This is a genomic window from Microbacterium aurum, assembly GCF_016907815.1.
Lineage (GTDB): Bacteria > Actinomycetota > Actinomycetes > Actinomycetales > Microbacteriaceae > Microbacterium > Microbacterium aurum.
The window spans coordinates 840,586-861,652 of record NZ_JAFBCQ010000001.1; the positions used below are offsets into that span (position 1 = coordinate 840,586).

Annotated in this window: 18 protein-coding genes; 11 read left to right on the plus strand and 7 right to left on the minus strand. The window is 70.2% G+C overall.

Going from position 1 to position 21,067, the window contains the following annotated elements; genetic code table 11:
- The first annotated feature begins 37 nt into the window (after window positions 1-37).
- Together JOD60_RS04185 and JOD60_RS04190 are read left to right on the plus strand one after the other, a co-directional pair.
- Window positions 38-1,384, plus strand: a complete 1,347-nt coding sequence (locus tag JOD60_RS04185) for an IS256 family transposase (RefSeq protein WP_372431321.1) — start codon at window positions 38-40, stop codon at window positions 1,382-1,384.
- A gap of 149 nt (window positions 1,385-1,533) precedes the next feature.
- Window positions 1,534-2,295 carry an ATP-binding protein gene (locus tag JOD60_RS04190; protein WP_076688830.1) on the plus strand — a complete coding sequence of 254 codons (762 nt, stop codon included), beginning with the start codon at window positions 1,534-1,536 and terminating at the stop codon, window positions 2,293-2,295.
- Between the two features lie 245 nt (window positions 2,296-2,540).
- Here JOD60_RS04190 and JOD60_RS04195 read toward each other — a convergent pair whose 3' ends face one another.
- From JOD60_RS04195 to JOD60_RS04205, 3 genes are read right to left on the minus strand one after another with little or no spacing between them, the layout of a single operon-like run.
- Entirely contained in the window at window positions 2,541-3,257 is a 717-nt protein-coding gene (locus JOD60_RS04195) for an NYN domain-containing protein (protein ID WP_076688833.1), read from the minus strand.
- A complete protein-coding gene (locus JOD60_RS04200; RefSeq protein ID WP_076688835.1) occupies window positions 3,254-4,369 on the minus strand; it encodes a restriction endonuclease subunit S in 1,116 nt (371 codons plus the stop codon). Before JOD60_RS04200 ends, JOD60_RS04195 begins: the two co-directional genes overlap by 4 nt.
- Complete coding sequence (locus JOD60_RS04205) at window positions 4,366-5,850, minus strand: type I restriction-modification system subunit M (protein WP_076688837.1); 1,485 nt, start codon at window positions 5,848-5,850, stop codon at window positions 4,366-4,368. Before JOD60_RS04205 ends, JOD60_RS04200 begins: the two co-directional genes overlap by 4 nt.
- Window positions 5,851-5,924: 74 nt before the next feature.
- On the opposite strand from JOD60_RS04205, the gene JOD60_RS04210 reads away from it, so the two are divergent.
- The 5 genes from JOD60_RS04210 to JOD60_RS04230 all read left to right on the plus strand — a co-directional run bounded on the left by JOD60_RS04210 (window position 5,925) and on the right by JOD60_RS04230 (window position 11,712).
- Entirely contained in the window at window positions 5,925-7,118 is a 1,194-nt protein-coding gene (locus JOD60_RS04210; RefSeq protein ID WP_076688839.1) for a thiolase family protein, read from the plus strand.
- Between the two features lie 62 nt (window positions 7,119-7,180).
- A complete protein-coding gene (locus tag JOD60_RS04215; protein WP_076688841.1) occupies window positions 7,181-7,957 on the plus strand; it encodes an enoyl-CoA hydratase in 777 nt (258 codons plus the stop codon).
- A gap of 221 nt (window positions 7,958-8,178) precedes the next feature.
- Complete coding sequence (locus JOD60_RS04220; protein WP_076688843.1) at window positions 8,179-8,955, plus strand: electron transfer flavoprotein subunit beta/FixA family protein; 777 nt, start codon at window positions 8,179-8,181, stop codon at window positions 8,953-8,955.
- A 13-nt stretch (window positions 8,956-8,968) separates the two neighbouring features.
- Entirely contained in the window at window positions 8,969-9,958 is a 990-nt protein-coding gene (locus JOD60_RS04225) for an electron transfer flavoprotein subunit alpha/FixB family protein (protein ID WP_076688845.1), read from the plus strand.
- Window positions 9,958-11,712 (plus strand): cytochrome b/b6 domain-containing protein, encoded by a 1,755-nt coding sequence (locus tag JOD60_RS04230; protein WP_076688847.1) that lies wholly within the window; start codon window positions 9,958-9,960, stop codon window positions 11,710-11,712. The genes JOD60_RS04225 and JOD60_RS04230 overlap by 1 nt, the downstream gene beginning before the upstream one ends.
- Before the next feature lie 78 nt (window positions 11,713-11,790).
- Here JOD60_RS04230 and JOD60_RS04235 read toward each other — a convergent pair whose 3' ends face one another.
- Window positions 11,791-12,309 (minus strand): GNAT family N-acetyltransferase, encoded by a 519-nt coding sequence (locus tag JOD60_RS04235; protein WP_076688849.1) that lies wholly within the window; start codon window positions 12,307-12,309, stop codon window positions 11,791-11,793.
- 82 nt (window positions 12,310-12,391) lie between these two features.
- Between JOD60_RS04235 and JOD60_RS04240 the strand changes: the two genes are divergently transcribed.
- Complete coding sequence (locus JOD60_RS04240) at window positions 12,392-12,952, plus strand: acyl-CoA thioesterase (RefSeq protein WP_076688851.1); 561 nt, start codon at window positions 12,392-12,394, stop codon at window positions 12,950-12,952.
- A gap of 156 nt (window positions 12,953-13,108) precedes the next feature.
- Here JOD60_RS04240 and JOD60_RS04245 read toward each other — a convergent pair whose 3' ends face one another.
- The gene (locus tag JOD60_RS04245; RefSeq protein WP_076692046.1) at window positions 13,109-14,053 is read right to left on the minus strand and encodes a LysR family transcriptional regulator; all 945 of its coding nucleotides are present in this window, start codon (window positions 14,051-14,053) and stop codon (window positions 13,109-13,111) included.
- Between the two features lie 96 nt (window positions 14,054-14,149).
- Between JOD60_RS04245 and JOD60_RS04250 the strand changes: the two genes are divergently transcribed.
- Entirely contained in the window at window positions 14,150-17,884 is a 3,735-nt protein-coding gene (locus JOD60_RS04250; RefSeq protein ID WP_076688853.1) for a proline dehydrogenase family protein, read from the plus strand.
- Window positions 17,885-18,083: 199 nt separating this feature from the next.
- On the opposite strand, the gene JOD60_RS04255 is transcribed toward JOD60_RS04250, so the two are convergent.
- Entirely contained in the window at window positions 18,084-18,389 is a 306-nt protein-coding gene (locus JOD60_RS04255; protein WP_076688855.1) for a hypothetical protein, read from the minus strand.
- A gap of 48 nt (window positions 18,390-18,437) precedes the next feature.
- A complete protein-coding gene (locus JOD60_RS04260) occupies window positions 18,438-18,629 on the minus strand; it encodes a hypothetical protein (protein ID WP_076688857.1) in 192 nt (63 codons plus the stop codon).
- 246 nt (window positions 18,630-18,875) lie between these two features.
- Between JOD60_RS04260 and ddaH the strand changes: the two genes are divergently transcribed.
- Window positions 18,876-19,766 carry a dimethylargininase gene (ddaH, locus tag JOD60_RS04265; protein ID WP_076688859.1) on the plus strand — a complete coding sequence of 297 codons (891 nt, stop codon included), beginning with the start codon at window positions 18,876-18,878 and terminating at the stop codon, window positions 19,764-19,766.
- Window positions 19,763-20,983, plus strand: coding sequence for an ornithine--oxo-acid transaminase (gene rocD / locus JOD60_RS04270; RefSeq protein ID WP_076688862.1), 1,221 nt, complete (start codon window positions 19,763-19,765; stop codon window positions 20,981-20,983). The genes ddaH and rocD overlap by 4 nt, the downstream gene beginning before the upstream one ends.
- Window positions 20,984-21,067 lie beyond the last annotated feature (84 nt).

Genomic DNA, 21,067 nt, shown 5'->3' on the forward strand with positions numbered 1-21,067 from the left:
GGTGAGGTTCATCTCGAAGGAGAACATCATGGAGACCATGGCTATCAGTCCGGAGCGCGAGGAGCGTCGTCGCCGGCAGAAGGAGCTCGCTGACCGGCTCAAGGCGTCGGGCGCGATGGACGAGATCTTCGCTCAGATCGACGCCGGCGAGCCCCTCACGGGCGAGCACGGCCTGATCGGTGGAATGCTCAAGGCCGCGCTGGAGCGCGGGTTGGAGACGGAGCTGACCGAGCACGTCGGCTACGAGCGCGGCGACGCGGAGGCCTCGTTGCACCCGAACTCCCGCAACGGCACGAGCGCGAAGACGGTCGCGACCGAGATCGGAGACATCGAGCTGGCCGTCCCGCGGGACCGGGCTGGGACGTTCACCCCGATGCTGGTCCCGAAAGGGCAGCGCCGGCTGGACGGCCTCGATGGGATGATCATCTCGCTGTACGCGGGCGGGATGACCGTCCGCGACATCCAGCACCACCTCGCCTCGACGCTGGGCACGGACCTCTCGCACGAGACGATCTCGAAGATCACCGACCAGGTCGCAGACGAGGTCCTGGCCTGGCAGACCCGTCCGCTGGACGCGCTGTATCCGGTGATCTACCTGGACGCGATCGTGGTGAAGGTCCGCGACGGCGGCCACGTGCGGAACAAGGCCGCGCATATCGCCGTCGGTGTCGACATGGACGGCATCAAGCACGTCCTGGGAATCTGGGTGCAAGCGGTCGAGGGTGCGAAGTTCTGGGCGGCCGTGTGCGCCGAACTCGCCAACCGCGGCGTCCGCGACGTGCTCATCGTCTGCACCGACGGGCTGACCGGGTTCCCCGAAGCGATCGAGGCCACCTGGCCGCAAGCGACCGTGCAGACCTGCGTCGTGCACCTCATCAGGGCAGCGATGCGGTTCGTGAACTACAAGGACCGCAAAGCCGTGGCCGCAGCGCTCAAGCCGATCTACCAGGCGGTGAACGAGGACGCCGCGCTCGAAGCGCTGACCGAGTTCGCGGACTCCGACCTCGGCAAGCGCTACCCGTCGGCGGTGAAGACGTTCCAAGACGCGTGGGACCGGTTCACGCCGTTCCTCGCGTTCCCGCCCGAGCTGCGCCGGGTGATCTACACCACCAACAGCATCGAGTCGCTGAACTACCAACTACGGAAAGTCACCAAATCCCGAGGGCATTTCCCCAACGATGCCGCCGCCGTCAAGCTGCTCTGGCTGGCGATCTGCAACATCGAGGACAAACGAGCCCGAGACCGGCTCAAGGAACGAGGCAAGCCCTCCGAACAGCGCAGAGCCGAGCCCCGACTCATCGAGGGAGCCGTGACCACGAACTGGAAGAAGGCCCTCGAACAGCTCGCCCTCGCCTACCCCGACCGCATCGAACCCCACCTGTAATCAAACCGACACCAAGCCGCTTACACAAAAGTCTTGACACGCCCGCGCGCCGGGCCATCGGGACACCAGCCGCGCGCACCTAGCCGGCGCAGGGGCGTTCAGTCTCGACGCGCTCCGATCAGCCGGCAGCCAGGCGGGAGGCGGCCACGATGCTTGACCAACACCTCACCCCCGACGACATGGCCTTGTTCACCCGGCTGCGGATGACCGCGTTCGGGGAAGCGGTGATCGACATCGCGAACGACCCGACCTACGACCAGTGGACGTTCTCGCAGAAGATCCGCCACGCTCTCGAGCAGGAGACCGCTGCCCGCACCGAACGGCGCGTGTTGAAGCTACTGAAAGCGTCGCGGACACCGAACCCGGCCGCCTGCGTCGAGGACATCCATTACCTCGACGGGCGCAATCTGAACCGGGAGCTCGTCGCCCGGCTCGCTGCCTGCCGCTGGATCGACCAGACCCACAACCTCGTGATCCTCGGCAAGTCCAGCGTCGGGAAGTCCTACCTCGCACAAGCGCTTGTGAACGCCGCCTGTCGGCGCGACTACTCAGCCCGCTACTACCGGCTCGACGACCTCGCGAATCAGCTCGCCGTCTACCACCGGCAAGACGCGCAGCGCCTCACGTTCCTGACCGGCCTGCACACCTGCGACCTGCTCGTACTCGACGACTTCCTCACCACCCCGATCACCGGGGAGACAGCCGCCGATCTGCTGAACATCCTCGCCGCTCGTGAAGGACGAGGCTCGACTGTCGTGACCAGCCAGTTCGATCCCGAGGACTGGTATCGGTCGCTGCACGACGCGGTCATCGCCGAGTCCATCCTGAACCGCATCGTCAGCAACGCCGAACTCGTCCAACTCGACGGGCCGAACATGCGCCGCCACACCCACACTGAGACGGCCAGCTGACCACCGGACGCGCGGGCGCGGACCGCTACCCAGTCGCCGCGCCCGCGCTACCCAGTCGCCGCATCCGCGCTACCCGAAGCCCCGGCTAAACAAATTCACCGCTTGTCTCGTCACTTCTGCACAGACTGCGACGTACGCGGCCGCTGCTGCGGCGCCTCAACCGTGGTAGTCCTCAGTGTGCCGCGGTGTGTTTGCTGGTACTGGTGGTACGGGTAAACTGTGTCACACACCCCCAGATGCTTCGGCTACTGGTTAGAGGGCCCCGCTTCGCCGGGGCCCTCGGAATTTCTGCTCCACTTTCCCGGTCTTCGCACCGTGCCGTGGGCGTCCGAGATCCGGTCGGGCAGCTGCGCGGCTCTCAGGGCCTCGATCGTGACCTGACGATGCAGGTCAAGGCCAAGTTGCTTGAGTTCATTGCTGGCCCGTTTCGGCTCCATGGGTGAGAGCACGCCTATCTTTCGCCGGAACTCCTCCTTGGCGAGCCTGAGCGGCGTCACAAGGTCGGAGTCGTTGCTGACCACGACGTACATGTTGGCTTCGTCGCGAAATGCATCCAACAGGAGGTAGCTGGCCAGCGAGACGTCGGAGCCCTTCTCTTCGGTCTTGCGGACGAGGGCGGACACCGGTTTGCCGTCGCTGCCGTACTGCAACGGATGGAGAGGCATGCGCCGACGGTCGACTCTGAAGTTGCCCAGGTGGACGCTCGTTCGGGGCTGCGCCCTCAACGCTCGGATGTAGGCCTGTTGCCGCTGCGGCGAGTCGACATCGGCCCCCGGTAACGCCTTGATCACCGCGGTGAAGTAGCGGACGCGCAGAATGTCGAATTCCGGGAGCAGGTGACGGCTCAGAGCCTCGAGATCGAGCCACTTGTCCTGCGGTTGCCCTTCGAGAAGCCGTCGGTAGAGATTGAAGCCGTCCACGTAAACCGAAGCCGTGGCCCGGGATGCCGGCGGCTCGCTCACAGCTCTCCTCGGAACGCGCGGTGCTGCAGCGAGGCGAAGAGCGCGTCGAGCTGCGCGGTTCGTGCCTCCGCAGCATGGAGGAGCATGGAGTGGTGCTGTCGAAGCTTCCCATACTCACGCTGAATCGACAGCGGGGGAACGGGAAGCTGGAGCTGTCTGACCTGCGACATGCTGATCCGCGAACGAGTCTGGCCGTGAGCCAGCAGGCCGGCCTGTCCTACGACTGTTCTCATGTTCAACGCGTCCACGATATATTCCCGCGTCGATCGATTCCCGTCCACCCGCACCTGGACGCAGTCGGCTTTGTTGATCGCAGGACCGATGTTGTCGGGGACGGCAGCGGCGCGGAGGATGGGATCGCCGAGAGTCCCGACGACGATGTCCTGGACGTCCAGTTCGTGCCGCTTGAGGCGTTGGAAGTGCTCTCTTGAGATGTAGGCCTTGTCGTCGTCAAGGAACTCGCCGACACCGATGTTCTTCAAGCGGACGACACGGACGCCATCTTCCACATAGTGCGAAGATTTGAGGTTGCTGCCGAACGGGCCGTCGCTGATTTTCGTCGCGATGTCCCCGAGGGTCGAGACTTCCCACCCGTGCGGATTCAATAGAGGATCGCCGAACATCGAGATGAAGAGGGACTCCGTGGCGGATTTCGCGGTCGCCCTCGCGGCCGTCGCATGGCCGCGGAGGGCGTCAGCCTCGTCGAGGATCGCGGCGATCCGGCGCTGCTCGGGGAGGGGCGGGAGAGGGATACGAGCGCGGTATGCGTCTTCGCGGTTGAGGCCCGGCACGGCCGCAGACTTGTTCATCCGATCGAGTCCGACGTTGTGCAATGTCCAGTAGAGCCATCGCAGATCGAAATCGCGCCGGGGCGAGACGTAATAGGCCGTATCGATAGGCCAACAGCCATCGGGAGCCCACGTCAGAGAACCGATCGAGCCCTTTCGGCCGACGACCAGCGTCGGCGATTCGACTACGGCGTCGGCGTGAGTTCCAACGACCCCACCCGACCCGACGACGGGATATCGGCCCTCGATTCGATCACCTGACTTGAGTGCCTTGCCGTACATGAGCTCGACCACATCCCCCAGGGGCACCGTCTCCCAGGTCACGCGAGCATCTCCCGCAGGCGCTTCAGCCCGTCCTGGATCTGGACCTCGAGCGCGTCGAGTTCGTCGAGGATCTCGGACGGGGAGCGGTGCTCGACCTCCTCGATCTCGATCTCCTTATAGCGGTTCAGCGAGAGGTCGTAGCCGTTGTCGACGATCTCCTGTCTGGGCACCATGAAGCTCTGATCAGTGCGCGCGCGGGTGGACTCGGCATCCTGGTTCTGCCAGCGAGCGAGAACGTCGGGCAGGTCGTTCGCCTCGATCGGGGTGCGCTTGTCGTCGAGGGTCATGCCGTCGGCGCGCACGTCGTAGAACCACACGTGGTCCGTTCCGCCCGAGGAGGTCTTGGTGAAGAGCAGGATCGCCGTCGACACCCCGGTGTACGGCTTGAACGTGCCCGACGGCAGCTTGATCACCGCATCGAGCTTGTGGTCATCGACCAGCATCCGACGCACGGCCTTGTGCGCGTTGCTCGACCCGAAGAGGACTCCCTCGGGGACGATCACCGCGGCTCGGCCGCCGTTGCGCAGCATCCGCACCATCAGCACGAGGAAGAGCAGCTCGGTCTTGCGCGTCTTCACGACCTTCTGCAGATCCTTCGACACGGTCTCGTCGTCGAGCGACCCGGCGAAAGGCGGATTGGCGAGCACCAGCGTGAACTCATCGAGGCCGGGATGCCCCTCCGACAGCGAGTCCGCGCGCTCGATCGTGGGATTCTCGACGCCGTGCAGCAACATGTTCATGCTCGCGATCCGCGCCATCGCGGCGTCGGAGTCGTACCCGGTGAACATCGGGCCGTTGAAATGCGCGCGAGCGGCGGCATCCGTCCAGATCTCGGGATGCTGCGCACGCAGATACTCCTCGGCGGCGACGAGGAAGCCGGCGGTGCCCACGGCGGGGTCGATGATGCGGTCGTCGGGCCGCGGCTGCTGCATGTCGACCATCAGCTGGATGATGTGCCGAGCCGTGCGGAACTGGCCGTTCGTGCCGCTCGTCGACAGCTTCATGAGCATGTACTCGTAGATGTCGCCCTTGGTGTCACGGTCGTCCATCGGGATCTCCCCGAGCAGATCGACGACCTTCGTCAGCAGCGCCGGCGTCGGAATCGTGAAGCGCGCGTCCCGCATGTTGCGGGCGTAGCTCGAACCCTCGGCGCCGAGACGGCGCAGCCACGGGAAGACGTGCTCCGACACGACCTCGAACATCTCCGCCGGGGCGAAGTTCGTGAACACGCTCCAGCGGAGGTCGCGGTACGGCCGCCGACCGGGCAGTTCGCCGTCGAACCCGTCCGGAAAGACCGGGTCGTTGATCTCCTCGCCGAACCGGGCGGCCTTCAGCTCGGCCTTCGTGTGCAGCTCGTCGAGGCGCTTGATGAACAGGAGGTACGTGATCTGCTCGATCACCTCCACGGGATTGGCGATGCCTCCCGACCAGAAGGCATCCCACACCCTGTCGACCTGACGCTTGAGCTCACCCGTGACCACAGGACCACGGTAGTTGGTCGACGCCCGGCCGCTGACCCTGCCCGCGACGACGCCTGCGCGGGCAGGATGGAGTCATGAGCACCGTCGCCCGCACCGCTGTCATCGTCGACGCCGTCCGCACTCCGTCGGGTCGGGGCAAACCCGGTGGCGCGCTCAGCGGCATCCATCCCGTCGATCTGGCGGCACACGTGCTGCGCGCGACGCTCGAGCGCAACGGCCTGGAGTCGTCGCAGATCGACGATGTGCTGCTCGGCTGCGTGAGCCAGGTGGGCGAGCAGACGATGAACATCGCCCGGCAGGCGGTGCTCGCGGCCGGGTTCGACGAGCGCGTCCCCGCGACGACCATCGACCGGCAGTGCGGATCGAGTCAGCAGGCCGCGCACTTCGCCGCGCAGGGCGTGATGGCGGGGCAGTACGACATCGTGATCGCGGGTGGCGTCGAGTCGATGAGCCGGGTGCCGCTGGGTATCGCGGCATCCGTCGCGGGGTCGCCGTTCTCGCCGGCCCTGCACGAGCGCTATCCTGCCGGACTCGTCAACCAGGGCGTGTCGGCGGAGTTGATCGCCGCCCGGTGGGACCTGTCCCGGGAGACCCTGGATGCCTTCGCCGCCGAGTCCCACCGGCGTGCCGCCGACGCCGCCGCGCAGGGACGCTTCGCCTCGCAGCTGCTCCCGGTGCCGACGGATGCCGGAGAGTTCGCCGTCGACGAGACCGTGCGCCCGGCGACCACCGAGGCGGGGCTGTCGGGCCTCGCGCCCGCGTTCCGCACCGACGCGCTCGCCGAGCGCTTCCCCGAGCTCGACTGGCGAATCACCCCGGGGAACTCCTCGCCGCTGACCGATGGCGCATCCGCCGTGCTCATCGTGAGCGAGCAGAAGGCGATCGAGCTCGGCCTCACGCCGCGGGCGCGGTTCCACGCGTTCGCCGTCGTCGGCGATGATCCGCTGATGATGCTGACGGGACCGATCCCCGCGACGCGTCGCATCCTGGAGCGCAGCGGGCTGGGCATCGAGGACATCGACGCGTACGAGGTCAACGAGGCGTTCGCGTCGGTGCCGCTCGCCTGGGCCGCCGAGGTCGGGGCGGATGCCGCCAAGCTGAACCCCTGGGGAGGAGCGATCGCGCTGGGTCACGCGCTCGGATCCAGCGGCACGCGGCTGCTCGGCACGCTGCTCGCGCATCTTGAAGCCACCGGTGGCCGTTACGGGTTGCAGACCATGTGCGAGGGCGGCGGCATGGCGAATGCGACCATCATCGAGCGCCTGTGATGACGGGTGACGCGCCGGCCATGCCGGTGACGTGGCGGCCCCGCCGGTGACACGATGAAGGCATGACTGAGTACGAGACCATCCTCACCGAGCAGCGCGGCCGCGTCGGGTGGATCACGCTGAATCGGCCCGAGGCGCTCAACGCCCTGAACTCGCAGGTGATGCGCGACGTCGTCGCGGCGGCAGAGGCGTTCGACGCCGATGAGGGCGTCGGCGCGATCGTCGTCACCGGCAGCGAGCGCGCGTTCGCCGCCGGGGCCGACATCAAGGAGATGCAGGGCAAGACCGGCCGCGAGATGATCATGGGCGACCACTTCGGCGCGTGGGCGCGGTTCGCCGATGTCCGCACGCCGGTCATCGCCGCCGTCTCGGGCTACGCGCTGGGCGGCGGGTGCGAGCTCGCCATGATGTGCGACATCATCCTCGCGGCCGACACCGCCCGGTTCGGCCAGCCCGAGGTCAACCTCGGCGTCATTCCGGGCATGGGTGGCACGCAGCGCCTGATCCGCGCGGTCGGCTACTACAAGGCCGCCGAGCTGATCCTGACCGGGCGCATGATGGATGCCGCGGAGGCCGAGCGTGCGGGCCTGGTGTCGCGTGTCGTCCCGGCATCCGATCTGCTCGACGACGCCCAGCGCACCGCGGAGACCATCGCGTCGAAGTCGCTGCCGAGCGTGTTCGCCGCGAAGGCGGCGCTGGATGCCGCAATGGAGTCGCCGCTCGCCGAAGGCCTGCGGTTCGAGCGGCACGTGTTTGCGGCGCTGTTCGACACGGCAGACCAGAAGGAGGGCATGGCCGCCTTCCGCGAGAAGCGGGAGCCGCGCTTCACTCAGCGGTGATCTCGACGTCGTCGGCGCGAGCGCGCCGGATGACGAGGCGCAGTTCGGCATCGCCCACGCGCAGACGCTCGCGGGGAACGAGCACCTCGCTCAGAATCGGTCATTCGGACTCCTCCTCCCACCGATCCGAGTTCACCGCCACTCCGAGCATGACGCTCAGTGTCACCCGATGCGAGACTGAGTCGCATCTCCTAGACTGATCCCATCCCGAAGGAGAACCGATGAAGATCGTGGTGCTGGTCAAAGAAGTCCCCGACACCTATGGCGACCGCAAGCTGAACCTCGAGACCGGTCTCGCCGACCGTGCCGCCTCCGAGCGGGTGCTCGACGAGATCGGCGAGCGCGCCCTCGAGGTGGCGCTGTCGTACGCCGACGCGCACCCCGGCACCGAGGTCACGGTCGTGTCGATGGCGCCCGAGGAGTCGGCCGCGACGATCCGCAAGGGACTCGCGATGGGCGCGGCATCCGCTCTCCAGGTCGTCGATCCGGCGCTCGCCGGAGCCGACCTCGGCGTCACGGCGCGCGTGCTGGCCGCGGCCGTGCAGCGGGCGGGTTTCGACCTCGTGATCACGGGGAACCTCTCCACCGACGGCGCCGGCGGCGTCATTCCGGCCATGGTCGCCGAGCACCTCGGCGTGCCGCAGGCCACCGCACTGTCGGCGGTCACGATCGGCGAGACGGAGGTGTCAGGCACCCGCGCCACCGACGCCGGCGCCGCTCAGGTGACCGCGACCCTGCCCGCCGTCATCTCGATCACCGAAGCGCTGCCCGACGCCCGGTTCCCCAACTTCAAGGGGATCATGGCGGCGAAGAAGAAGCCGTTCGAGACGGTGTCGCTGGCCGACCTCGACGTCGACGTCGACCCGGCATCCGCCCCGCAGTCGATCATGACCGCCGTGAGCGAGAAGCCGCCCCGCGGAGCCGGCATCAAGATCACCGACGAGGGGGATGCCGGCGAGAAACTCGCCGCGTACCTCATCGAGAACCGTCTGGCCTGAGGAGAGAGTCGTCATGGTTGATTTCGCTTCGGACTCGATCCTCGTCCTGCTGGACGTCACGCCCGCCGGTGAGCTCGCCAAGTCGTCCGCGGGCCTTCTCGGCGCCGCCGCCGGCGTCGGCACACCGGTCGCCCTCATCGTCGCCGGGGAGTCCGCGCACGCGGACCTCGCCGCCGCCGCGGGCGAGCTCGGCGCTGCCGTCGTGCTCACGGCGGGCCTGGGTGGCGCCGACACCGCCCTCACGGTGCCGCTCGTCGATGCGCTGGCCGCGGCATCCGGCCTCGTCCGCCCCGACGCCGTGCTCGTCTCGAACTCGATCGAGGGCCGCGACGTCGCCGGCCGGTTCGCCGTGCGCTCGCGCTCGGCGCTGTGCGTCGACGCCGTCGGTGTGAGCCGCGACGACGAGGGCGTGCTCGCGCAGCACTCCGTCTACGGCGGGGCGTACAACGTGACGTCGGCGGCGACATTCGGCGCGCCCGTCATCACGGTGCGTCAGGGCGCGGTCGATGCCCGCGCCGACGCGGTCGCCGCGCCCGTCGTCCAGGCGCTCGAGGTCGCAGCGTCGGGTGCGCCCGCGGCGAGCATCACCGGATTCGAGGCGGAGGTCGCGGCATCCTCCCGCCCCGAGCTGCGCGGAGCGGCGAAGGTCGTCTCGGGTGGCCGCGGACTCGGCTCGGCCGAGAAGTTCGCGCTCGTCGAACAGCTCGCCGACGTGCTCGGCGCCGCCGTGGGCGCGTCGCGCGCCGCGGTGGATGCCGGGTACATCCCGTACTCGCACCAGGTCGGGCAGACGGGCGTCTCGGTCGCGCCGCAGCTGTATGTCGCTCTCGGCATCTCGGGGGCGATCCAGCACAAGGCCGGCATGCAGACGGCGAAGACGATCGTCGCGATCAATAAGGACGGCGATGCGCCGATCTTCGAGATCGCCGACTACGGCATCGTGGGCGACGTGTTCCAGGTCGTCCCGCAGCTGATCGCCGCGCTCGAGGCGAAGAAGGCGTAATGGCGTCGTCGGGGTCGGGGTCGGGGTCGGGGTCGGGTTCGGGGTCGGGGTCCGCGCTGCGGCGCGGTCTGCCGCGCGTGCCCGGCGGCGAGCCGTGGCCACCCGCGGGCGTGGCGCCGGCGGGCGCGGTTCCCGCAGGCGCGGCGTCGGCAGCATCCACCCCCGTTGAGGTGGCGCACGCGGTGGCTTCGGCGCCCGCGAACCCGCAGATCACGCCACCTGAATCGGATGCCGCGGCATCCGCCCCGGTTCAGGTGGCGCATTCCGCGGGAATGGAGCCCGCGTTCCCGCAGATCACGTCACCTGAATCGGCGACGGCGCTGCGGCGTGGCCTGCCGCGCGTGCCCGGGGGCGAGCCGTGGCCGCCCGCGGGCGTTGCGCCGGCGGGCGCGGTGCCCGCAGCATCCACCCCCATTGAGGTGGCGCAAGCGGTGGCTTCGGCGCCCGCGAACCCGCAGATCACGCCACCTGAATCGAATGCCGCGGCATCCGCCCCGGTTCAGGTGGCGCATTCCGCGGGAATGGAGCCCGCGTTCCCGCGTGTCGCGCCACCTGAATCGGGAGCTGCGCTGCGGCGTGGCCTGCCGCGCGTGCCCGGCGGTGAGCCGTGGCCGCCCGAGGGGCTCGCCACCGCCGCCGAAACCGCCCCCGCCGCGCCCGCGGCATCGGCATCGGCACCGGCCGCCGCCGCACCCGCACCCGCACCCGCACAGCCCGCCGCGACGCCCGCCGCAGAGACGGAGGGGCCGCGTGCGCCGCTGCCGTTCACGCGCAGCGTCTGGCCGGGACGGGCCGCGACCCACCGACCGGCGCCGCGCCCCGAACCGGCTCGGATCGGTCCCTTCACCAAAGTGCAGTGGGCCGGCGCGGTCGTCGTCGGCGGGCTCGGACTGCTGTTCGCGGCGGCGATGGTGGTGCTGCTCGTGCGGTTCCTCCTGAGCCTTGACGGCATGCGCGACTTCCTCGCCACGTACCCCGGGGAGTACCACCTGCCCGACGCGGCTCCCGTCGGCATCCCGGCGTGGCTCGGGTGGCAGCACTTCTTCAACGCCTTCCTGATGGTGCTGATCATCCGCTCGGGTCTCACGATCCGCCGCGAGAAGCGCCCCGCCGTCTTCTGGGCGCCGAAGAACAACCCCAAGGGCAAGACGAGTCTCACGATCTGGTTCCACCAGGCGCTGGACATCTTCTGGCTCGTCAACGGCGTCGTCTTCATCGTGCTGCTGTTCGTCACGGGGCAGTGGATGCGGATCGTGCCGACGAGCTGGGAGGTCATCCCCAACGCCGTCTCCGCCGCGCTGCAGTACGTCTCGCTGGACTGGCCCACCGAGAACGGGTGGGTCAACTACAACTCGCTGCAGCAGCTCGCGTACTTCGCGACGGTGTTCCTGGCCGCGCCGCTGGCGGCGATCTCCGGATACCGCATGAGCGGCATGTGGCCCAAGGGCAACGCCAAGCTGAGCGCTGCGTACCCCATCGAGTGGGCCCGCAAGATCCACTTCCCGGTGATGCTCTACTTCGTCGTGTTCATCGTCATCCACGTCGCGCTCGTCCTGGCGACGGGGGCGCTGCGCAACCTCAACCACATGTACGCCGCGCAGGGGTCGGTGGATCCGACCGCCTACGCCGACAACTGGACCGGTTTCTGGATGTTCGTGCTGTCGCTCGTGGCCATCGCCGCGGCGTGGGTCGCGGCGCGCCCCCTCGTGCTCGCACCGGTGGCGCGGTTGTTCGGCACCGTCAGCGGACGCTGACCCGCCCGGTCACGGGCGCCGACCGCGGCGACCCGACGCCGGCCGACCGGCAAGCCCAGCGCGCGCTGACCCGCCCGATCAGCGGACGAAGCGGACTTCGGTGAGGGTCTCGCCGAGGAACGGCTCGGTGTGGGTCGCGCCGTCCAGCGTGAAGCCGTTGCGCGTGTAGAAGCGGTGCGCGCGGGGGTTGTTCTCGGCCACCCAGAGGTAGAGCTCCTCGCCGGCGTCCACCGCGGCATCGAACAGGCGCTGACCGGTCCCAGTGCCGTGGAAGGCGTCGAGCAGGTAGATGAAGTACAGCTCGCGCGCCCGCGGGGCGTCGCGGTCGCGCGCAGGGCCCGATCCGACGAACCCGACGATCTCGCCACCGGACAGCGCCGCGAACATGCGGAACTCCGGTCCCTGCACGGCCCAGTGCGTCCACAGCTCCGCCAGGCGCTTGGGGGAGACGTTCTCGAGCGCCGCCTTGCTGATCAGGTGGTCGTACGTCTCGTGCCAGCACGTCGCGTGCACCCGCCCGAGGGCCTCGGCATCCACGTCGCGCACCGGACGGACGACGATGTCGGTCTGTGCTGTGGGTTCGATGGTGGCTTCCATGGCCAGACTCTACGTCCGAGCTGTGCAAACGCGAAATCGGCCGAAACGCGTCGGCGACGGATGCCGGGTAGCATCGCCGTTCGTGAATGTGTGGTGGCGGACCCTGCTGACGATCTGGCGTGCGAAGGTGCTGCTGCGGCGGCGCGGACCCATCCCGCCGGACAGCGTCGGGCGGGTGCGGCTGCGCACGCTCCCCACCGACCTCGACCTGCTGGGGCACATGAACAACGGCCGCTACGCGTCGCTGTTCGACCTGGGCCGGTTCGACCTGCTGATCCGCACCGGCATCTGGGATGCCATGAACGCGGAGGGCTGGTACGCGGTCGTGGCCAGCGAGACCGTGACCTTCCGGAAGTCGCTGCAGCTGTGGCAGCGGTTCACCGTCGAGTCCCGGCTGTACGGGCACGACGACAAGGCGGTCTACCAGATCCACCGCGCCGTGGTCGACGGGGAGATCTACGCCGAGATGATCGTGCGCGCCCGGTTCCTCCGCCGCACCGGCGGCGTCGTCAACACCGCGGAGCTCTTCGACGCGCTGCACCGCCCCGACAACCTGCCTCCCCTGCCGCAGTGGATCGTGGACTGGGCCGCGGGCGCTGCCCTGCCGTCGACGAAGGCACCGGCGCCGAGCATCTGGGAGTGAGGCGGCGGCCGCGGCTGCCGCTACCCGTGACCGCCAGGAACAGGCCCGTGCCGATCGCGGCGAACCACTTCGTCGGCACCCGGTCCGTCGCCGCCTGCAGCCGCGCGAACCGGGAGCGCTGCGCGCCCGTCGCGGGCGCGTTCGGCGGTGGCGTGCTCACGCGTTCAGGGTAGCGGGGCGGACGAACGCGTCGGCGATGGCCTCGCGGACGAGACGGATGCCGGGGCGCGGCGTGGCCGCGCGGCGCTCGGCCGTGAAGATCTCGCTCACCGGCGAACCCGGCAGGTCGGTCAGCGCGATCCCGTCCGCCTGCGGGCGCCGGCCCGCCCACAGCAGATCGGGGAGGAGCCCCACGGCGTGCCCGGCGGCGATGAGTTGCACGTGCGCGGCGAGATCGGCGAGCTCGAAGCGCACGTCGGGCTCGAACCCGGCGGCGCGGCACTGCTGCACCGCCCATTCGCGCGCCGCGGTGCCGCGCGGCTCCATGACCCACGGGCGATCCGCGAGCGCCGCGAGCTCCAGCGCCCCGCCGCGGTCAGCGCCCGCCCCGCCGCCTCCGCCGCCCGAGCCGGTCGCGGCGGTTGCGATGCGGATCGGGTCGGTGCCGAGGGTCCGGCGCTCGAGCCCGCTGCGGTGCTCGCGGGTCAGGCCCGGGTACTGCTCCGCGATCGCGAGGTCGAAGCCCCGCGCCGCCAGCTCGAACAGCCCTTCCTCCGGCGGCACTTCAGCAAGCTCCACGCGCAAGAGCGGCGCGCGGTCGGCGAGCAGCGTCAGCGCCGCCGGCATGACGGTGCGCGCTGCCGTCTGTAGCACCGCAACGCGCACCGGCGCGATGCCGGGCTGCAGCGCCTCGAGCTCGGCACGGATCTGCTCGTCGGCCTCCAGCGCCCGCGCGGCGTGGGCGGCGAGCGCGGCGCCGTGCTCGGTGAGTCGCACGCGGCGGCCTTCGGGCACGAGCAGCGGCACCCCGGCATCCCGCTCCAACTGCGCGAGCTGCTGCGAGATCGTGGACGGACTGTACGAGAGCGCCTCCGCGACGGCGGCGAGGGTACCGCGCTGCGCCAACTCGTGCAGCAGGCGCAGGCGACGCAGCTCGAACACGGGACCCTTCCCCTCGTAAATCATCGATGAAGCCGAACGGTATCCGTCACGGATCATCGCTTTTGTCGAATCGTACTCGTGCCGCACCCTGTACGGATGGAGACGGTGCACTCTGGTGATGTGACCAACGCAACCTCACGCGCGGCCCAGGCCATCGAACTCGCCCGCCGCTGGGTCGACGAGTCCGCGGCCGCCGCCGTCGACCCCGCCGCGGAGCGGCTGGCGGGGGTGCTGAAGGACCCCAACGGACTGCCGTTCACGATCGGCTTCGTCGACGGCGTCATGCGTCCGGAGTCGCTCGTGGCCGCGGCATCCAACCTGCGCCGCGTCGCCCCGCTCGTGCCCGAGTTCCTGCCCTGGTACCTGCGCGCCGCGGTGCGCGCCGGCGGCACCGTCGCCCCCGCCCTGCCGAGCCCCGTCGTGCCGATCGCTCGGCGGGTGCTGCGCGAGATGGTCGGCCACCTCATCGTCGACGCCCGTCCCGATAAGCTCGGGCCCGCGCTGGCGAGCCTGCGCCAGCCCCAGGCCCCGGGGCTGGGCGGCGCCCGGCTGAACCTGAACCTCCTCGGCGAGGCGGTCCTCGGCGAGCGCGAGGCGCTGCGCCGGCTCGAGGGCATCCACGACCTCATCCGCCGCGACGACGTCGACTACGTCTCGGTCAAGGTGTCGGCGATCGTCAGCCACATCTCGATGTGGGCGTTCGACGAGGTCGTCGACACGGTCGTGGAGCGACTGCTGCCGCTGTACCTGACGGCATCCGCCACCGGCACCTTCATCAACCTCGACATGGAGGAGTACCGCGACCTCGACCTGACGATCGCGGTGTTCACGCGCATCCTGGAAGAACCGCGGCTGCAGCGGCTCGAAGCAGGCATCGTGCTGCAGGCGTACCTTCCCGACGCGCTGCCGGCGCTGCAGCAGCTGACGGCGTGGGCGCAGCAGCGCGTCGCCGCCGGGGGTGCCCGCATCAAGGTGCGCCTCGTGAAGGGCGCGAACCTCGCGATGGAGCGGGTGGATGCCGTCATGCACGACTGGCCGCTGGCGACGCACGCGTCGAAGCTCGACTCCGACGCCAGCTACCTGCGCTGCCTCGACATCGCGCTGCAGCCGGAGCACACCGCGGCGGTGCGGATCGGCGTCGCCGGCCACAACCTGTTCGACATCGCCTACGCCTGGCTGCTCGCCGGTGACCGGGGCGTCCGCGACGCGATCGAGTTCGAGATGCTGCTGGGCATGGCCCAGGGGCAGGTGCAGGCCGTCTCCCGCGAGGTGGGGCACGTTCTGCTGTACGTGCCGGTGGTGCGTCCCGACGAGTTCGACGTCGCGATCAGCTACCTCGTGCGCCGGCTGGAGGAGAACGCCTCGAGCGAGAACTTCCTCTCCGCCGCGTTCGATCTGCACTCCGACCCTGGCCTGTTCGCGCGCGAGCGCGACCGGTTCCTCGCCTCGCTCGAGCGCGCCGCCGACCCGGCGCTGCCCGTCGGCCCCAACCGCACGCAGGACCGGCGGCGCGCCGCTCATCCCGAGCCCGGGCGCACAGTCTTGGTGCGCGATGCCGGCCCCCTCGCGGCGGTGCCCGACTCCGACCTGACGCAGGCCGTCGTCGGCATCGCACGGGCGTCGGCAGCGGATGCGGATGCGGCACCGTTCGCTGCCGAGGGCATCGTGGAGACGGCGGCGTTCGCGCCCCGTGAAACCACGGCGCGCGCTCTCGGCGCCCCCGGCTTCGCGAACTCCCCCGACTCCGACCCGGCCCTGCCGGCCAACCGGGAGTGGGCGGCCGAGGTCGTCGCGCGCGTCGAGACCTCGACGGCGGGGGATGCCGCGATCAGCGCCGCCCGCATCGATGACCCGGCCGTCCTGGAGGAGACCGTCGCGCGGGTGCGCACCGCGGGACAGTCGTGGGGAGCCCGGCCCGCCGCGGAGCGCTCCGACGTGCTGAAGGCGGTCGCGCGGGCCTTGGAGGCCCGGCGCGGCGAGCTCATCGAGGTCGCGGCGAGCGAGACCGGCAAGGTGTTCGCCGAAGCGGACGTCGAGGTCAGCGAGGCCGTCGACTTCGCGAACTACTACGCCGCCACCGCGCGCGAGCTCGACCGCGTCAGCGGCGCGGTGTTCGTGCCCGCGCGGCTGACCGTGGTCACCCCGCCCTGGAACTTCCCCGTCGCGATCCCCGCCGGCGGCGTGCTCGCCGCGCTCGCCGCCGGATCGGGCGTCGTCTTCAAGCCCGCGCCGCAGGCGCGCCGCTGCGCGGCCGTCGTCGCGGAGGCGGTCTGGGAGGCGCTGGATGCGACGGGCGTCCCCCGCGACGTGCTCGCCCTCGTCGACGTCGACGAGGGGACGCTCGGGCAGCGCCTGGTGTCGCACCCCGAGGTCGACCGGGTCATCCTCACCGGCTCGTGGGAGACGGCGCAGCTGTTCCGCTCGTGGCGCCCCGACCTGCCGCTGTTGGCGGAGACGAGCGGCAAGAACGCCATGATCGTCATGCCGTCGGCAGATCTCGACCTCGCGGCATCCGATCTCATCAAGAGCGCGTTCGGCCACGCCGGCCAGAAGTGCTCGGCGGCTTCGCTCGCGATCCTCGTCGGGTCGGTCGCCCGCTCCGAGCGCTTCGCCCGCCAGCTGGTCGACGCCGCCGAGTCGCTGCGGGTCGGGCCGCCCTCCGACCCGCTGAGCGAGGTCGGGCCCGTCGTGGAGGTGCCCCGCGGCAAGCTGCAGTGGGCGCTGACGACGCTCGAAGAGGGCGAGCAGTGGCTCGTCGCGCCGCGGGAGGTCAACGATGCGCCGCCGGAGTACGCCGGTCGGCTGTGGCGGCCCGGCATCCGCGTCGGCGTCCGTCCGGGGTCGCGCACCCACCTGGAGGAGTTCTTCGGGCCGATGCTCGGGGTCATGCACGCGAACTCGCTCGCCGAGGCGATCGAGCTGCAGAACGCCGTCGCGTACGGGCTCACCGCGGGGCTGTACACGCAGAGCCCGGCCGACCTCGAGCTGTGGCTCGACCAGGTGCAGGCCGGCAACCTGTACGTCAACCGCGGCATCACCGGCGCGATCGTGCAGCGCCAGCCGTTCGGCGGCTGGAAGCGCTCGTCGGTGGGGGCGGGCACGAAGGCCGGTGGCCCCAACTACCTCGTCGGGCTGGGGTCGTGGCGACCGGCATCGGGCGGCCCGCCGTCGTCGACCCTGCATCTGCGCGGTCTCGACGCGCGCATCACCGACCTCATCGAGGCCGCCCAGTCGTCCCTGGACTACGAGGGTTTCGAGTGGCTGCGCCGCGCCGCGCTGTCGGACGCCGTCGCCTGGAGCCGCGAGTTCGGGCAGGTCAAGGACGTGTCGCAGCTGACCGTCGAGCGGAATCTGTTCCGCTACCGGCCCGTCGAGGTCGCGATCCGTGCGACGCAGGATGCCGCGTGGCCGGCGCTCCTGCGCGTCGTCATCGCCGCCGTGCGTGTGGGCGGCGCTTTCACCGTCAGTGCGCCCGTCGGGCTGCCTGCCGAGGTCCGCCGCGCGCTGGGGGAGCTCGAGGTGCCGGTGTTCGTGGAGAGCGACGACGAGTGGATCGACCGGATCCGCGTCGCCCGTTCCTCCGGCTCCGCACCGCGCGTGCGCCTCGTGGGGCCGGCGCCGTCCGGTGACGGCGAGGCCGCGGCATCCGTCGCGGCACTGCATCACGCGCTCGCCGAGGCGACCGACGGCGACCCCGACATCGCCGTCTACGACGGAGAGGTGACGACGGCCGGACGTATCGAACTGCTGCCGTTCCTGCACGAGCAGTCGATCACGATCACCGCGCACCGCTTCGGCAACCCCGACACCTGGAGCGAGCAGGTCATCTGAGCCCGGCCGCGGCTGGACGACGTCCAGAAACCCGCCGGGAGAGAAACAAGTTATCTTTCTGGCCTTGAGGTGCCCGGAAGGTGACCATATGAGTGGCGCATCTGGGGAGCGCCGACGGAGACCGGTTCCAGTACGGCAGAGCCGAAGGTCGAACCCGTCAAGACACACCGGGGGGAGTGTCGCTCTGGGGCCGGGGGAATCATCCGACCCCAGAGCTCCCGCCCCCGTCGCTGGCCGGAGCGGGGGGCGTCACCGGCGCGTCTGCGAACGGCATCCGGGCGGCCGCGTCGATCGGCGTCATGAACTCGTTCACGAGCGCTCGCACTCCGAGGGCGAACAGCGTCCACTCGCCGGTGGGCACATCGTCGTCTTCGGCCGCGTGGTAAACGGGGTGCTCGATCCCCTCCATCGCGCGCACCGCGAAACCCTCGCCCATCGCCGCCATCGCCTCGGTGAAGTCCGTCACCGTCAGCGGGGTCTTCATCCGCAGCCCGTACGCCTCCATCAGGTAGGCGTAGAACTCCGCGAACGCGGCGATCGACTCCTGATGGCGCTACCGGCTCGCCTCCTTCAGCTCGGGCCATGTGTCGGCGGTCGTCCGCAGCGCCAGCGCGATGAGGGACTGCTGCGCACCGACCGCGTCGGTGGGGTCGCTCACGTCGACGGCCGACGTGCGCACGTGCGCCTCGGCGGCGGCGCGGATGATGTCGTCGCCAGGCGCCCCGTCGGCGATCAGCTTGTCCACGGCGACGCGGGCGTAGTCCCGACGCGCAGCAGCAGCGCCCGTGTCTCGTCCCCCGTACGTCTCCCCATGAGAAGAAATCTACTCACAACACCGACACGGGCAACCGGTGCGCCCGCGGGGCGGTCTGGCACAATGGATGCCGGCGTGCCCGGACCGTCGGCTCTCTCAGCTCCACCGGGCCTCTGGACAGCGTCCGCCGCCCCGCCCGGGAATCACCGGATAGAGCGAGAAGCCAGGAGCGAGAAGATGTCCACACCCCCGTCGCTGAGTGAGCGCAGCGAGACACGACCCGATGCCCCCGCGCGCATCCAGCAGCACCGCCGCTACCTGATGTGCCGGCCCGAGCACTTCACCGTCAGCTACCGGATCAACCCGTGGATGGAGCCGGCCAAGCCCACCGACACCGCGAAGGCGCTCGCGCAGTGGCAGACCCTCTACGACACCTACGTCGCGCTCGGCCACGAGGTCGAGCTCATCGACCCGGTGCCGGGTCTGCCCGACATGGTGTACACCGCCAACGGCGGATTCGTCATCGACGGGCGCGCCCTCGGGGTGCGGTTCCGCGTCGACGAGCGGCGCGGCGAGGAGCGGCCCTTCATGGACTGGTTCGCCGCCCACGGCTTCGAGGTCGTCGAGCCGGTCGAGGTGCAGGAGGGGGAGGGCGACTTCCTGCTCGTCGGCGACACGATCCTCGCCGGCACCGGGTTCCGCTCGGTCGGCGACAGCCACCGGGAGGTGGCGGACGTGTTCGGCCGCGAGGTCGTCTCGCTGCGGCTGATCGACCCGCGCTTCTACCACCTCGACACCGCGATCTCGGTGCTCGATCCGGTCGCGGGCCCCGGCGGCGTCGACCGGGCGAACATCGCCTACCTCCCCTCCGCGTTCGACGAGGCCTCGCGCCGCATCCTTCAGGAGCGCTACCCCGACGCGATCCTCGTGTCGGATGCCGACGGTGCCGTGTTCGGGCTGAACTCGGCATCCGATGGCTACAACGTCTTCATCTCGCCGCGCGCGACGGGCTTCGAAGCCCAGCTGCGCGAACGCGGCTACCACCCCGTGCTCGTCGACCTGTCCGAGCTGCTGCTCGGCGGCGGCGGGATCAAGTGCTGCACGCTCGAACTGCGAGGAACGCGATGACCACCACCGCCACCGACGACGTCACGACCGAGATCATCGCGGCCGAAGACGCTCACGTCGCCCACAACTACCACCCGCTGCCGGTCGTGATCGCCCGCGGCGAGGGCGCGTGGGTGACCGACATCGAGGGCAAGCGCTACCTCGACCTGCTGTCGGCGTACTCGGCTTTGAACTTCGGGCACCGGCATCCCGCCCTCGTCGCCGCGGCGACCGAGCAGCTGGGCCGGCTGACCCTCACGAGCCGCGCGTTCCACAACGACCGGCTCGGATCGTTCGCGGCGGCGCTGGCGGAGCTGTGCGGCAAAGATCTCGTGCTGCCGATGAACACCGGCGCCGAGGCCGTCGAGACGGGCATCAAGGTCGCCCGGGCGTGGGCGTACCGCGTGAAGGGCGTCGCCGCCGGCGCGGCGAAGATCGTCGTCGCGGACGGGAACTTCCACGGCCGCACGACGACGATCGTCGGCTTCAGCGACGACCCGCAGGCGCGCGACGGCTTCGGTCCGTTCACGCCCGGTTTCGTCTCGGTGCCGTACGGGGATGCCGCCGCGATCGAGGCTGCGATCGACGAGAACACCGCGGCCGTGCTCATGGAGCCGATTCAGGGCGAGGCGGGTGTCGTGATCCCGCCGGAGGGGTATCTCCGGGCGATCCGGGAGATCTGCGACCGCCACCGGGTGCTGTTCATCGCCGACGAGATCCAGTCGGGGCTGGCGCGGGTCGGGACGACCTTCGCGTGCGATCGCGAAGGGGTCGTCCCCGACGTGTACCTGCTCGGCAAGGCGCTGGGCGGCGGCATCCTGCCCCTCTCGGCGGTCGTCGCGGACCGCGACGTGCTCGGGGTCATCCGCCCCGGCGAGCACGGCTCTACCTTCGGCGGAAATCCGCTGGCGGATGCCGTGGGCCTGCGCGTCGTCGAGATGCTGTCGTCGGGGGAGTTCCAGACCCGCGCGCAGGCGCTCGGCGACCACCTCGGCGCGAAGCTCGGCGAGCTCGTCGGCCACGGCGTCACGACGGTGCGGATCGCGGGCCTGTGGGCCGGCGTCGACATCGACCCGGCGATCGGCACGGGGCGCGAGGTCGCCGAGAAGCTCCTCGCCCGCGGCGTGCTGGTGAAGGACACGCACGGTCAGAAGATCCGCATCGCGCCGCCGCTCGTGATCCGCGCGACCGAGCTCGACTGGGCCGTCGAGCAGGTGCGCCTCGTGCTCGCCGGCTGAGCGGAGCCGCCCTTGCCGCCGAGCCCGTGGCGCCGAGCCTTTGGCGCCGAGCCTCTGGCGCCGAGCGGGCCCCTTCTCGCCGAG

Excerpts from the sequence above, each read along its gene's own strand:
- JOD60_RS04185 (WP_372431321.1), top strand. The coding sequence starts at position 38 with ATGGCTATCAGTCCGGAGCGCGAGGAGCGTCGTCGCCGGCAGAAGGAG.
- JOD60_RS04190 (WP_076688830.1), top strand. The coding sequence starts at position 1,534 with ATGCTTGACCAACACCTCACCCCCGACGACATGGCCTTGTTCACCCGG.
- JOD60_RS04210 (WP_076688839.1), top strand. The coding sequence starts at position 5,925 with ATGAGCACCGTCGCCCGCACCGCTGTCATCGTCGACGCCGTCCGCACT.
- JOD60_RS04215 (WP_076688841.1), top strand. The coding sequence starts at position 7,181 with ATGACTGAGTACGAGACCATCCTCACCGAGCAGCGCGGCCGCGTCGGG.
- JOD60_RS04220 (WP_076688843.1), top strand. The coding sequence starts at position 8,179 with ATGAAGATCGTGGTGCTGGTCAAAGAAGTCCCCGACACCTATGGCGAC.
- JOD60_RS04225 (WP_076688845.1), top strand. The coding sequence starts at position 8,969 with ATGGTTGATTTCGCTTCGGACTCGATCCTCGTCCTGCTGGACGTCACG.
- JOD60_RS04230 (WP_076688847.1), top strand. The coding sequence starts at position 9,958 with ATGGCGTCGTCGGGGTCGGGGTCGGGGTCGGGGTCGGGTTCGGGGTCG.
- JOD60_RS04235 (WP_076688849.1), bottom strand. The coding sequence starts at position 12,309 with ATGGAAGCCACCATCGAACCCACAGCACAGACCGACATCGTCGTCCGT.
- JOD60_RS04250 (WP_076688853.1), top strand. The coding sequence starts at position 14,150 with ATGGAGACGGTGCACTCTGGTGATGTGACCAACGCAACCTCACGCGCG.
- JOD60_RS04255 (WP_076688855.1), bottom strand. The coding sequence starts at position 18,389 with ATGGAGGCGTACGGGCTGCGGATGAAGACCCCGCTGACGGTGACGGAC.
- ddaH (WP_076688859.1), top strand. The coding sequence starts at position 18,876 with ATGTCCACACCCCCGTCGCTGAGTGAGCGCAGCGAGACACGACCCGAT.
- rocD (WP_076688862.1), top strand. The coding sequence starts at position 19,763 with ATGACCACCACCGCCACCGACGACGTCACGACCGAGATCATCGCGGCC.